This window comes from Pseudochrobactrum sp. AO18b, from assembly GCF_000409565.1.
GTDB lineage: Bacteria > Pseudomonadota > Alphaproteobacteria > Rhizobiales > Rhizobiaceae > Pseudochrobactrum > Pseudochrobactrum saccharolyticum.
On the sequence record NZ_ANNO01000140.1, the window covers coordinates 1 to 12,855 of the forward strand.

11 protein-coding genes are annotated in these 12,855 nt (G+C 51.9%); 9 read left to right on the forward strand and 2 right to left on the reverse strand.

Annotation, left to right across the window (positions count from 1 at the left end; translation table 11 throughout):
* Both A918_RS19610 and A918_RS19615 read left to right on the forward strand, forming a co-directional pair.
* Positions 1-904: isoaspartyl peptidase/L-asparaginase family protein (locus A918_RS19610; RefSeq protein WP_022710157.1), on the forward strand; the 904-nt coding region annotated here is incomplete at its 5' end.
* Between the two features lie 226 nt (positions 905-1,130).
* Positions 1,131-2,240 carry an SbmA/BacA-like family transporter gene (locus A918_RS19615; protein ID WP_022710158.1) on the forward strand — a complete coding sequence of 370 codons (1,110 nt, stop codon included), beginning with the start codon at positions 1,131-1,133 and terminating at the stop codon, positions 2,238-2,240.
* Positions 2,241-2,298: 58 nt separating this feature from the next.
* On the opposite strand, the gene pepT is transcribed toward A918_RS19615, so the two are convergent.
* Positions 2,299-3,534, reverse strand: a complete 1,236-nt coding sequence (pepT, locus tag A918_RS0105875) for a peptidase T (RefSeq protein WP_022710159.1) — start codon at positions 3,532-3,534, stop codon at positions 2,299-2,301.
* Positions 3,535-3,753: 219 nt separating this feature from the next.
* Positions 3,754-5,352: an ABC transporter substrate-binding protein gene (locus A918_RS0105880; protein ID WP_028233448.1), complete on the reverse strand. Its 1,599-nt coding sequence runs from the start codon at positions 5,350-5,352 to the stop codon at positions 3,754-3,756.
* Positions 5,353-5,855: 503 nt separating this feature from the next.
* Here A918_RS0105880 and A918_RS0105885 point away from each other — a divergent pair.
* From A918_RS0105885 to A918_RS0105920, 7 genes are all read left to right on the forward strand, one after another.
* On the forward strand, positions 5,856-6,455 hold the full coding sequence (locus A918_RS0105885; protein ID WP_022710161.1) for a DUF922 domain-containing Zn-dependent protease: 600 nt from the start codon (positions 5,856-5,858) through the stop codon (positions 6,453-6,455).
* Between the two features lie 445 nt (positions 6,456-6,900).
* Positions 6,901-8,322 carry a M20 family metallopeptidase gene (locus A918_RS0105890; RefSeq protein WP_022710162.1) on the forward strand — a complete coding sequence of 474 codons (1,422 nt, stop codon included), beginning with the start codon at positions 6,901-6,903 and terminating at the stop codon, positions 8,320-8,322.
* Positions 8,323-8,447: 125 nt separating this feature from the next.
* On the forward strand, positions 8,448-9,170 hold the full coding sequence (locus A918_RS0105895) for an ABC transporter permease (RefSeq protein ID WP_022710163.1): 723 nt from the start codon (positions 8,448-8,450) through the stop codon (positions 9,168-9,170).
* Positions 9,167-9,901, forward strand: coding sequence for an ABC transporter permease (locus A918_RS0105900; protein WP_022710164.1), 735 nt, complete (start codon positions 9,167-9,169; stop codon positions 9,899-9,901). The genes A918_RS0105895 and A918_RS0105900 overlap by 4 nt, the downstream gene beginning before the upstream one ends.
* Positions 9,898-10,692, forward strand: a complete 795-nt coding sequence (locus tag A918_RS0105905; protein WP_022710165.1) for an ABC transporter ATP-binding protein — start codon at positions 9,898-9,900, stop codon at positions 10,690-10,692. Before A918_RS0105900 ends, A918_RS0105905 begins: the two co-directional genes overlap by 4 nt.
* A gap of 180 nt (positions 10,693-10,872) precedes the next feature.
* The gene (locus A918_RS0105910; RefSeq protein ID WP_022710166.1) at positions 10,873-11,736 is read left to right on the forward strand and encodes a transporter substrate-binding domain-containing protein; all 864 of its coding nucleotides are present in this window, start codon (positions 10,873-10,875) and stop codon (positions 11,734-11,736) included.
* Positions 11,737-11,960: 224 nt separating this feature from the next.
* Entirely contained in the window at positions 11,961-12,854 is an 894-nt protein-coding gene (locus A918_RS0105920) for a DMT family transporter (RefSeq protein WP_022710167.1), read from the forward strand.
* The last annotated feature ends 1 nt before the right edge of the window (position 12,855 follow it).

The window sequence follows — 12,855 nt, forward strand, 5'->3', positions numbered from 1 at the left end:
TGCAGGCACAATCCTGAAATCCAATATGACACCGGAACGGGAAGCCGCCTATCATGCAGGTCTCAAAGCCTGTCTGGAAGCCGGTCTGAAAATTCTCAACGAAGGTGGCAGCGCGTTGGATGCAGCAACTGCAGCCGTTATGGCGCTCGAAGATAATCCGCTGTTTAATGCCGGTCGCGGTGCGGTTTACACCACCGATGCCACCCATGAGATGGATGCTGCTGTGATGGACGGTGCAACCCGCCGCTGCGGTGCGATCACCGGCATTTGCGGCCCACGCCATCCGGTGCTGGCAGCACGTGCGGTGATGGAACGGACTGAGCATGTATTCCTCGCCGGTGAAGGCGCAAAACGCTTCTGCGAAAATGCCGGTCTGGAAATGATGGAGCCGGAATGGTTCGGCACTCAGCAGCGTCTTGATGCGCTGAAAGCGGAAATGGAACGCCGCCGCCTTGGTCTGGCGGATGATGGTGATCCGGCACGCAAACACGGTACAGTCGGTGCGGTTGCGCTCGATAAAAATGGCCATATTGCTGCTGCAACTTCCACCGGTGGCATGACCGCGAAAACACCGGGTCGCGTGGGTGACAGCCCTGTGATTGGTGCCGGTACATGGGCAGATGACAAAACCGCTGCGATTTCCGCAACCGGTCATGGCGAATATTTCATTCGCTGGGCGGTTGGTCATGAAATTGATGCGCGTATGCGCTGGGCAGGCCAGAGCCTTGCACAGGCTGCAGGCGATGTAGTGCAGGAACTGGGCGAACTCGGCGGCTCCGGCGGCCTGATCGCCGTTGATGCCAAAGGCAATATCGAACTGCCGTTCAACAGCCCCGGCATGTATCGCGCATGGTGCGGTGCGGATGGCGTCATCCATACAGGCATTTACGGCAAAGAAGACTGATCTTCCTGCTCAGTTCTGAAAAGACAATCCCCCGATCAGCAAGGGTTCGGGGGATTTTTTTGCTCGCTGTTTCTATCATTGATGAAATTGCAGCGTATTTTTTTCAATGGCCGCTCTGGATCGGCTCCCCGAATTCTATTACTTTGCAGTCAGCCTAAAATTACAGGGTCATTAGAGCGCCGTGCGCCCAATGGGGTGCACAAAAGACGCTCTAAGATTTTAAATTATGCAGCAGCTGAAAGAAGTCATTTCGGTGCCACATCAACAAGACCCTCAGAGCGACAGCCACCTACCCGACATTCCATTTTTCACGCAACTCGGCATTCTGCGCAGGCTTCTGAATTCCTCGGAAGAGTTTCTGAAACTGGCAGCCATGTCTGTTACGCTGCTGCTGATCTTGCTGGCAACCGCCTATGGGCAGGTGACACTCAATCAATGGAATGTACCGTTTTATAATTCCATTGAGCAGCGGGATGTGCCGGAATTTATCCGGCAGTTGCAGATCTTTGTCTTTATTGCTGCCGGATTGCTGGTTCTCAATGTTGCACAAAACTGGTTCCAGCAAACGCTTTCCGTGGTGATGCGCAAAGCTATCGTCAAAAATCTTCTTGATTGCTGGCTGCATGGCAATAAGGCATCTAAACTCGATAAGACCGGTTTTTATGCGCAAAATCCCGACCAGCGCATCCATCAGGATACAAGACAGCTGGCGGATTCAACCACGGGGCTGACAATCGGTTTCATTCAGTCTTCCATTCTGTTATTCAGCTTTATCGGCATTCTGTGGAATGTGTCGGAAGGTTTTGTATTTCGCTATAATGGCTACGAATTCTCGCTGCCGGGTTATATGGTCTGGGCGGCTATTCTCTATGTTGGACTTGCGTCTGCCCTCAGCCGTTTAGTGGGGCGCGGGCTGGTCAAACTGAACGCTGCCCGTGAAGCGCAGGAAGCAGAATTCAGAACCGCTCTTGTTAAGATTATCAGTGAAAACGATAATTACCCGATGGCCAATGAGAGCGAACGGAAAATCGGCTTTTTGCGCGGCAAATTTCAAGGCCTGTATTCCAGCATAAAAAAGCTGATCCTCATGGAGACCAATCTCACATGGATTTCATCAGGTTTTGGCTGGATGGCCATTGTGGTGCCGATTTTGGCCGCCGCGCCGATCTATTTTTCCGGCGGCTTGAATTTTGGTGGCCTGATGATGACAGTTGGCGCTTTCAATCAGGTCTATTCGGCTCTGCGCTGGTATGTGAATAATTATCAGGCCATTGCGGAATGGCGCGCGCATCTGCTGCGTATTACCGGCTTCCACACATTGTTACTGACCGAATAAAAACAGGCGCGGTCTTCTTCCGCGCCTGTAACATTCATAACTGTGTTCATATGTTTAATCAGCGTTTAGCCGCTGCTGCGCGTTTCAAAATCTCAATCACCATCTCCGAGGCCTTGTTCAGTGAAGCCACCGGCAGGAACTCGTAGATCGAATGGAAATTATGCGCACCGCAGAACAGGTTCGGGCAAGGCAGACCTTTTTCTGACAGAACTGCACCGTCATAACCACCGCGCATCGGAATGGCATAAGGTTCGACACCAATAGCTTTCATCGCTTCCAGAGCCAGTTCAACCGGATAGAAATTATCGCCCTTCAGGCCTTCGGCAGCATTGCGATACATCGGACGATATTCAACCGACACTGTACCCTCACCATGCAACTGGTTAAAGCTCGCAGCGAGTGTATCAATGAAATTACGGCGTTTATCATAGCCCTCTACAGTAAAATCGCGGATATCAACCACGATTTTGGCAGATGCCACGCTGCCCTGAATAGCTTTGACCCAGTAATAGCCTTCACGATTTTCCGTATGTTCCGGCCGTTCACCCGCCGGTAGCATACCAATATATTGCTGGGCATAGAGAATGGCATTACGCAGCTTGCCCTTAGCCGACATCGGGTGGGCAGGCTGGCCGCGGAACGTGATATGAAACTCACCGGCATTCCAGTTTTCATAGACAATTTCACCCACTGCACAGCAATCCAGCGTATAGGCGAAATCCGCATTAAGGCTTGGTACATCCAGTGCTTTCGCGCCAAGCAGACCGATCTCTTCATCCGGCACAAACACGACTTTAACCTCGCCATGCTCAATCTGCGGATTATCCTGCAACACCTGCATCGCATGCATAACTTCAGCGATCGCTGACTTGTTATCCGCACCCAGCAGGCTGGTGCCGTCTGTCACGATAATGCGGTCGCCTTCGTAACGCTTCAGTTCCGGAAATTCCTCAACGCGCATCACGATATCAAGCGCTTTATTGAGGACGATATCCCCGCCCTGATACTCCACCACATGCGCCTTGGTATCAGTGGTATATTCACCACTGGTATCCATATGGGCGACCCATGCGATCACCGGTGCCTGACGGCTGGCATCTTTGATATTGGACGGCAATGTACCAACCACGATGGAATGATCTCTCATTTCCACGCCCAGTCCCAGATCGCGCAGCTCGCCTGCCAACAGATTGGCGAGTTCAGTCTGACCGCTGCTCGACGGCAATTTCCCCGCATCGGATACGGCTGTGGTATTAATACGGGTATAGTTCAGAAAGCGTTCAACAATATCCATCGGATTCTTTTACCTCATACCAAGGCGGCTCAAGATGCTAACGCATCACGCCTTGAAAATGTTCAATCACCACACGGGCTTAACCAAAGTCCAATGAGTTTTACTCAATGAACTTTGGTATCATCTTACAGTTTCATTTCATCTTGCAGAAATGGCGCCGGTGATGGCGCCATTGATTTTGAAACAAGTGCTCACCAAAAACGGGTAAGATCGTGTTGCTTATTCTTCGATATCAACATCTTCAAAGAGATAGCCGCCGAAAGGATCGATACGGAAATCTTTGACTTTCTTGCTGACCGGCTGTTCCATCACCTGATGGGCAATCGTCAGCCACGGAGCCTGTTCTTTAAAGATCACCTGCGCCTGCTCGTAAAGCTTGGTGCGTTCTGCCTGATCCGTGGTCAGTTTCGCTGCCTGAATAAGCTTTTCGAAATCAGCGTTACACCAGTTGGCACGGTTACTGCTGCCGACAGCTTCACACCCCAGCAAAGCTGCAAGGAAGTTGTCCGGGTCAGCCATACCACCGGTCCAGCCGAGCATGACTGCACCGTCACGGTCTTTTTCCAGCGAGCGTTTGAGATATTCGCTCCAGTCATAGGAAACGATCTCAGCTTTAACACCAACTTTTGCCAGATCAGCCTGCATCGATTCCGCTGCACGGCGGGCATTCGGCATATAAGGACGCTGCACCGGCATTGCCCAGATCTTCATCGAAAGATCTTTAACACCGGCCTCTTCAAGAAGCTTGCGCGATGCTTCAATATCATAGGCATCGTCTTTAACGTCTTTATTATAGCCCCAAACACCCGGAGGCATTGCGTTGACCGCAACCATACCGGTTGAACCGAATACGGCATCAATGATCGCCTGTTTGTTGATCGCCATATTCAGCGCTTTACGCACGCGCACATCGTCGAATGGTGCAACAACAGTGTTGTACGCCATGAAAGCAATGTTCAGGCCTTCTTTACGCTGCACTTCAAGCGAGGTATCCGCTTTCATCTCATCAATATCCGCAGGGTTCGGATAAGCGATGATATGGCATTCGCCAGCCTTCAGCTTCTGATAACGCACGGAAGCATCTGGTGTGATCGCGAAAATCAGATTATCGATTTTCTGCTTGCCACCCCAGTAATCAGGATTGGCCTGAAAACGCACAGCGCTGTTTGCCTGATAATCCACATATTGATACGGGCCGGTACCTACAGGCAGCTGGCTCAGCTGATCGGTTTTACCTTCTGCCACCAGCTGATCCGCATATTCTTTGGACTGGATTACAGCAAAAGTCAGCGACAGCGAAGCAATCATCGTTGCTTCCGGACGGTTCAGCACGAACTTAACCGTATGATCGTCGATCTTCTGGATTTCTTTAATCAGTGTCGGGAAAGAATAGGCACCATATTGCGGCCATGTCCCCTTACCGTAAAACGGGTTTTCTTTATTGCCCTGACGGTCAAAGCTGAAAATCACATCATCCGCATTGAATTCGCGGGTTGGTGTGAAATAGCTGGTTGTCTGGAATTTTACGCCTTTGCGAAGAAAGAATGTATATTCCTTACCGTCTTCCGAAATTTCCCAGCGCTCGGCCAGACCCGGTTCCAGTTCTGTTGAGCCGCGCTTGATTTTAATCAGACCGTTGGACACGTTACGCGCCGAAGCGTCATAAGTTGCACCTGATGTGGTGGTTGCCGCATCAAAATTGTCCGGTGCTGCTTCAGAGCAATAAATCAGTGTTTTTGCTGAAGCCTGAGCAGAGGCCATTCCGCCGAGCAGCAAAGCAAGTGCTGTCGCCGAAAGCGCCTTCTTATAAATATTCATACTGGTATTCCCCATTCCATCCGGCAGACAAAACCCCTCTGTTCAAGTAATCAACAGAACTGCCTTGCCTGTTCATTTTACGCGTAGTCTGAAAACTGTTTCACAGTCTTCAGACTACGCTCTTAGTCCGGTCAAAAAGTGATTGATGACCGGAGTTAAGTGATTCCGTATCGTGATAGTGGAACGATCTCTGCCCGAGTGCCATTGATAATTTTGAATAAAATCACAATCATCCCAACTAAATCAGGGGAGGCTCAGAACCGGTGAAACGGGAGACCGGCTTGCGGCCATTCGCATGATGCTTTCACTGATGCGATTCCATTCCGGCAAAAATACTCGATCTTTATATTTTGCGCATATCTTGTCCGATCGAAGCGGGATAAAAAACAGTCCAGTGGCTGTTTTTCCCGCGAAGGCGCTTCACACTTTTCGGGATACGCTCTAGGTATAGACACGCCGGTTCCGGCATTCTTTCAACAATGTCGGTCAAACCGGAAGATAGCATGTCTGTTAAAAATATTTTCTTCACCCTGCTTGCAACCGGCACGATCTGGGCGGGCAATGCGCAAGCTGAATGGCAGGCGATTGAGAAAGTGGAAACCTATTCTGTCTCCGGCACAACAGGCCCCGAGCTCTATGTTTCCATCGGCCAAAAAGGCCCGCAGATTGGCAAGAACAGACGCACCATTGCGCATACAAATTTCACATTGCTCTGGTCACGCAAATATAAAACCGATGACGGCAACTGCACTTTGGTTTCCGCCAAACCAAAACTGACAATTACATATACATTGCCGAAACCGGCGCAAAAGCTACCGCCGGAGACTGCCGCGCTCTGGGCAACATTCTATGCCGGCATTGAAAAACATGAGCATATTCACGGCGATTACATCAAAGAAATGGTGCAGAAAATTGAAACGGCCACCGTCGGGATGTCCGTTGCCAATGATCCGAAATGCACCAAGTTCAAAACAGAGCTGAATAAAGTACTCTCGGAACTGTTTCAGGAACAGCGCCAGCGCGGCCGCGATTTTGACCGTTCAGATATGGCACAGGGCGGAAATATTCATCAGCTGATCCTCGGGCTGGTCAACGGCCACTGAATCACAACCACTTTATACATCCGTCAAAACTGACCATTATGCTTATTCTCAGCCTGAAACAGTGTTCAAAAGCGCTGTTTCACGCCCGTTTCGGCACATCAACCATCCATATTGGCAAATAATGCCGTCTTTTTGAGCATTATTGTGCCTGTACTCTGCCATTTCGTCACTGTAGTTATCAGCGCGCAGAAAGAGGAGGTTGTCTGCAACGGAGGATATTCCAGACCCGCATGCTGTCTTTATACAGCCCGTATCAGCATCAAACTATGTTGAACGGCAGCTTTTGATGTAATCAGCACTTGTAAGCGGGGCCAAGGAATTTTATCAGCACTCAATAATAAGTTGTAATACCCCTTCATCTTCCCAGTCTGAACGGGTAAACGAGCATAGCACGACACTATCCGTAAAGGATGCAGCGCGTGTCAGGATCAAACGGAGCAGGCAATTGAAAAATCATTCTGATATCTGGGATATCGTTGAAGAGAAAAGCCCTGCCTATATTGATCTGAGTGATACAGTCTGGGACAATCCTGAAACCAATTACGAAGAATATAAAGCCAGCGATGCCCATGCGCAGATGCTGATAGATGAAGGCTTTCGCGTAGAGCGCGGTATTGCCGGTCTGCCGACCGCCGTTATGGGCGAAGCCGGTGAAGACGGCCCTGTCATTGCTATTCTCGGTGAATTTGATGCCCTGCCCGGCCTGAGCCAGATTGCCGGTCTGGCAAAGCCGCAGGAAATTGAACGCGGCGGCCATGGTCATGGCTGTGGGCATAATCTGCTCGGCTCCGGCTCACTCCTCGCAGCCTCTGCGCTGAAAGACTATCTAGCAGAAAACGGTATCAAAGGCCGTGTACGTTATTACGGCTGCCCTGCGGAAGAAGGCGGTTCAGCCAAAGGCTTTATGGTTCGTGAAGGCCTGTTTGATGATGTGGATGTCGCTTTCTGCTGGCATCCTGCTCCTTTTGCCGGTGTCAATGATCCGGTTTCTCTGGCCTGTAATGAAATCAGCTTCCATTTTACTGGCCGCGCAGCTCATGCCGCATCCGCCCCGCATCTCGGACGCAGCGCTCTGGACGCCGTGGAACTGATGAATGTCGGCGTCAATTATATGCGCGAGCATATGCCTTCCAGCGCCCGTATCCATTATGCTGTCACCGATACCGGTGGCATTGCACCGAATGTGGTGCAGGCCAAAGCCACTGTGCGTTACCTGATCCGCGCGCTCAGCCTACCGGAAATGCAGACATTGCTGGAACGCGTTCGTAAAATTGCACAGGGTGCAGCCCTGATGACGGAAACGTCGGTGCGTGATGAGATCATCAGCGGTGATGCCAATCTGATCGGCAATTCAACCCTTGAACAGCTGATGCAGATCCAGCTGGAACGTCTCGGCGCACCTGTTTTTGACGAGCAGGACAAAAAGACTGCCCGCGAATTTCAGAATACTCTGAGCAGAGAAGATATCTCGGATGCTTTCCGCCGCTTTGGTGTTGAGCCGAAAGACGGCCTTGCCCTATGCGAAGAGGTCTATAAGCCGTATAACGGGGATAATTCCCTTGTCGGCTCTACCGATGTGGGCAGTGTAAGCTGGGTGGTTCCAACTGTGCAAATGCGCGGTGCGACCTGCGCAATCGGCACACCGCTGCATTCATGGCAAATGGTGGCCCAGGGTAAATTGCCTGCAGCCCATAAAGGCATGGCACATGCAGCGAAAATCATGAGCAGCACCGCTGCAGAACTGTTTCGCAATCCGGAACATATTACAGCGGCCAAAGCAGATCATAAAAAACGCCTCGGCGGTACAGTTTTCATCAATCCGATACCGGATGATGTTCAGCCTGCCCTCCCCGTGCAAAAAGCATAGTCAGCGGGCTACAGGAATCCATTATGACAACCATTTCTTTCATCTCTCCTTCTATTCACACGCAGTTTCGGACGGAAAACAAGTTCCCACTTTTCCTGAAACTGCTCTAACCGGCCAAGGACATTATGAAGCAACTCAGCTTTTTTGAAATCCTCAGCTTCGGGCCTGACGGCTGGGGGCAAGTTCTGCTCACCGGCGCATTAATGAGTGTTGCCCTTGCTGTGACCGGCTTTTTGCTCGGCGCAGTCATCGGCGTGTTCGGTGCCTGGGCAAAAATCTCAGGCGGACGGATTACCCGTACCATCGCGGATGGTTATACAACCATTATCCGCGGCATTCCTGACCTGCTGATTATCTATCTGTTTTATTTCGGCGGCAGTGCAGCGATTACCGCAATCGGCAAATTGTTCGGCGCGGAAGGTTTTCTCGGCTTTCCGGGCTTCCTCGCCGGTATGCTGGCTATCGCCATTTCCTGCGGTGCGCATCATACGGAAGTTTTCCGTGGTGCGTTCAAAGCCGTTGCCAAAGGCGAGCTGGAAGCAGCAACCGCCTGTGGCATGGGTCGCTGGCTGAAATTCCGCCGTATCATTGCGCCTCTGTCGCTGCGTCATGCGCTGCCGGGTCTTGGCAATGTGTGGCAGGTATCGTTGAAAGAATCCGCTCTGGTTTCCGTGACCGGCGTTGTGGAACTGCTGCGTCAGGCACAGATCGGTGCCGGCTCAACCGGTCTGCCATTCAACTTCTTCCTGATCGCCGGTGCCCTCTATCTGCTGATTTCGTCTGTTTCAGGCGGCATTCTGCAGTCTGCTGAGCGCTATTTCTCCCGCGGCGTGAGGAGAGCCCAATGAGTTTTGAATTCTTCGCTGAATCTTTCGTCGCTATGCTGGCGGGTCTGCCTCTGACCCTGAAACTGGCCGCGACTGCGATTGCACTGGGTGCCTGTCTTGCTCTGGTCATCGCGATGATGCGCCTGTCCGGCAATGTGGTGCTGGACTGGATTGCCCGTATCTATGTGTTTGTGTTCCGCGGCACACCGCTGCTGGTGCAGATTTTCATCATCTATTACGGCCTCAGCCAGTTTCCGGCGATCCGTCACTCTTTCCTGTGGCCGATCCTGCGTGAGCCTTACTGGTGTGCGGTTATCGCTCTGACGATGAACACCGCGGCCTATGCCGGCGAGATCATCCGTGGCGGCCTGCTGTCCGTGCCTCATGGCCAGATTGAAGCAGCCAAGGCCTGTGGCATGTCCCGCTTCACCGCTTTCCGCCGTGTGGTCATGCCGCTTGCTATCCGGCAGGCACTGCCTGCCTATGGCAATGAAATGATCTCTATGGTCAAAGCCACCTCGCTGGCCTCGATCATCACGCTGATGGAAGTGACCGGTATTGCAGCCAAACTGATTGCCGAGAGCTATCGCGCGATTGAAGTTTTTGTCGTTGCCGGTGCGATCTATCTGTCCATCAACTTCATTCTGACCCGTCTTCTGCTGCTGGCTGAATACCGCCTGACGCCATATCTGCGTCAGCCTGTTCCTGTCAGCGTACCGGCCAATATTCCTACTGAAGGAAAAGCATCGTGAGCAATACAGTATCCGCATCCGCACCGGTCGCGCTGAAAGTCGAAAACCTGCGCAAAAATTTCGGTCAGGTCGAAGTGCTGAAAGGTATTTCGCTCGAAGCCCGCGAAGGTGAAGTGATCTCCATTCTCGGCTCTTCCGGCTCGGGTAAATCCACATTGCTGCGCTGCATCAACCTTCTGGAAACACCGACATCCGGTACGGTCACCATTTCCGGTGAAACCATCAAGATGGCGCAGAATTCCAAGGGTGAAAACTACCCGACTGACAAGAAACAGGTCTCGCGCATCCGCTCGGAACTCGGCATGGTATTTCAGAGCTTCAACCTCTGGTCACACAAAACCATTCTGGAAAATGTGATTGAAGCGCCGATCTATGTGCAGGGGCGCAACCGCGCTGAAGTCATTGAAGAAGCGGAAGCATTGCTGGCAAAAGTCGGTATTGCCGATAAGCGCAATTACTATCCGTCGCATATGTCCGGCGGCCAGCAGCAGCGTGCAGCAATTGCCCGCGCGCTGGCGATGAAGCCAAAAGTGATGCTGTTTGACGAGCCGACTTCCGCACTTGATCCGGAACTGGTAGGTGAAGTTCTGCGCGTGATGCGCGGACTTGCTGAAGAAGGCCGTACAATGCTGGTCGTGACCCACGAAATGGGCTTTGCCCGTGACGTTTCCAACCGCGTTATCTTTGTACATCAGGGGCAGGTTGAAGAAGACGGCGCACCGTCGGAAGTCTTCACCAATTCCAAGTCAGAGCGTTTCCGCAAATTCATCAGCCACGAAAATGCGGCTTAAAGCATTTCCAGCAAAAGTGCGAAGCGTCTTCGCGGGGAAATCAGTTCGCTGGACTGATTTCTATTCCCACTTCGATGCATAGGATAATGCGTAAAGACAAAGAGACAGAGCGGCTCAAAAGTTCAATCCTGAATGGAGCCGCTCTAAATGAACAAGAATAATTGTAAACAGGGTGCTTCTATGAAAATCAGCCTCATCACCAAATCGCTTCTTGCTTCTGCAATGCTGCTCGGCGCCGTATCGGCCAGCGTCACTGCACAGGCTGAAGAAAAGAAATGGACCAAAGTAACCATCGCAACTGAAGGTGCTTACCGTCCGTACAACTTCACCAAAGCAGACGGCACACTCGACGGTTACGAAATCGAGCTGAGCAAATATCTCTGCGATCATATGAAAGTGGAATGCACGCTCGTTGCAACACCATTTGACAGCATGATCCCTGCTCTGAACGCCGGTAAATTCGACGCAATCATGGCTGGTCTGACCGCCACAGCAAAGCGCGAAGAAACCATTGATTTCTCGGTCTCCTACGGCCTGACACCACAGACTTTCGCAACGCTGAAAGACAGCCCTTATGCGAAACTGCCGCATACCGGCGAAACTCTGTTCCTTGCCAATGAAGATGAAGCCACGAAGAAAGCCATCAGCGAATTTTCGACTTCAATCGAAGGCCGCACTGTTGGCGTACAGACCGCTTCGCTCGGCCTGACACTGCTCAACACCTATTTCAAAGATTCCGCTGATATCCGCGAATATAAGACAACTGAACAGCACGATCTGGATCTGAAGTCCGGCCGCGTTGATCTGGTTGTAGCATCGCTGGCCTATCTGGCCGATGCTGCGAAAAAGCCAGGCAATGAAGATATCGTTCTGACCGGCCCTTACTTCAAAGGCGGCGTTCTGGGTCGCGGCGTTGCCGTTGGTCTGCGTAAGAACGAGCCAGAACTGCAGAAGAAGTTCAGCGAAGCGATTGAAGCTGCAAAAGCTGACGGCACAATCAAAAAACTGTCCGAAAAATGGTTCGGTTTTGACGTAACTCCATAAGTTACGGACACAATTTGAAATCATGAATGTGGCTGCGATTTTCGCGGCCACATTTTTTTATGTTGTGAGCAAGAGCATGATCAAATCCGGTCATTGCATAAAGACATGATCTGATCTGAAACTTTGATGATCCGCTCTGCGCAATATGATTGGACGGCAAGGCTTTGTATCTGTAGAAGCCTTTGTTATTCAAACATTTCTCATCCTGCATCCGGATCACGACTATGCCTGTATATGAACTCGCCGCACTCGGAGCCGCGACTTGCTGGGCGTTCACAGGGATTATTTCTGCTATTCCCGCCGGTCATGTCGGCGCATTGGCATTCAACCGCGGCAGGCAGGTTTTCGTCACCGGATTATTGCTGGTCTATGTGCTGATTTCCGGCACATGGCGCGATCTCAGCTGGGACAGTGCAGTTCCGCTGCTGCTCTCCGGCCTGATCGGGATTTTCGTCGGCGACTCTCTGCTGTTCACCGCTCTGAACCGCCTTGGCCCCCGCCGCTCCGGTATTCTGTTTGCGCTCAATGCACCGATTGCCGCCGTGCTTGGCTGGCTGCTGCTGGATGAAACATTATCGCCTATGGGTGTGCTCGGTATCGCCGTCACCATTTCCGGTGTGTTGCTGGCTATTCTGTTTGGCAAGCGCCGTGCGCAAATCCATGAATGGGAAAAGATCAAAGGCCCGCTCTGGATCGGTGTCGGGCTGGGGCTGGCGGCGGCAACCGGTCAGGCTATCGGCTCCATTATCGCCCGCCCTGTCATGGCCAGCGGGATTGATCCGGCATTGGCCTCGCTGTTGCGTGTGGGTATTGCCGCCTGCTGCCTGACCGTGCTGACACAATTGCCGTTTCCGGCGCTCAAACCGAAAAAGCCTTTTACGCTGAAGATTGCCTTCCTCACCGCTTTGACCGGCTTTCTCTCGCTGGCACTCGGCATGACTTTGCTGCTCTTTGCGCTCTCCGGCGGTAAGGTCGGTATTGTTTCCACCATCTCGGCCACAACACCGGTGATTATTCTGCCGCTGCTATGGCTGCGTACCGGTGAACGCCCCGCCAATGGTGCATGGCTTGGCGCTCTGCTGGTGGTAGCCGGAATGGCACTGATTATGCTGCGCTGAG

What these genes read in the sequence shown, in the direction of transcription:
- A918_RS19615 (WP_022710158.1), top strand. Translation starts at nt 1,131, where the DNA reads ATGCAGCAGCTGAAAGAAGTCATTTCGGTGCCACATCAACAAGACCCT.
- pepT (WP_022710159.1), bottom strand. Translation starts at nt 3,534, where the DNA reads ATGGATATTGTTGAACGCTTTCTGAACTATACCCGTATTAATACCACA.
- A918_RS0105880 (WP_028233448.1), bottom strand. Translation starts at nt 5,352, where the DNA reads ATGAATATTTATAAGAAGGCGCTTTCGGCGACAGCACTTGCTTTGCTG.
- A918_RS0105885 (WP_022710161.1), top strand. Translation starts at nt 5,856, where the DNA reads ATGTCTGTTAAAAATATTTTCTTCACCCTGCTTGCAACCGGCACGATC.
- A918_RS0105895 (WP_022710163.1), top strand. Translation starts at nt 8,448, where the DNA reads ATGAAGCAACTCAGCTTTTTTGAAATCCTCAGCTTCGGGCCTGACGGC.
- A918_RS0105900 (WP_022710164.1), top strand. Translation starts at nt 9,167, where the DNA reads ATGAGTTTTGAATTCTTCGCTGAATCTTTCGTCGCTATGCTGGCGGGT.
- A918_RS0105910 (WP_022710166.1), top strand. Translation starts at nt 10,873, where the DNA reads ATGAAAATCAGCCTCATCACCAAATCGCTTCTTGCTTCTGCAATGCTG.
- A918_RS0105920 (WP_022710167.1), top strand. Translation starts at nt 11,961, where the DNA reads ATGCCTGTATATGAACTCGCCGCACTCGGAGCCGCGACTTGCTGGGCG.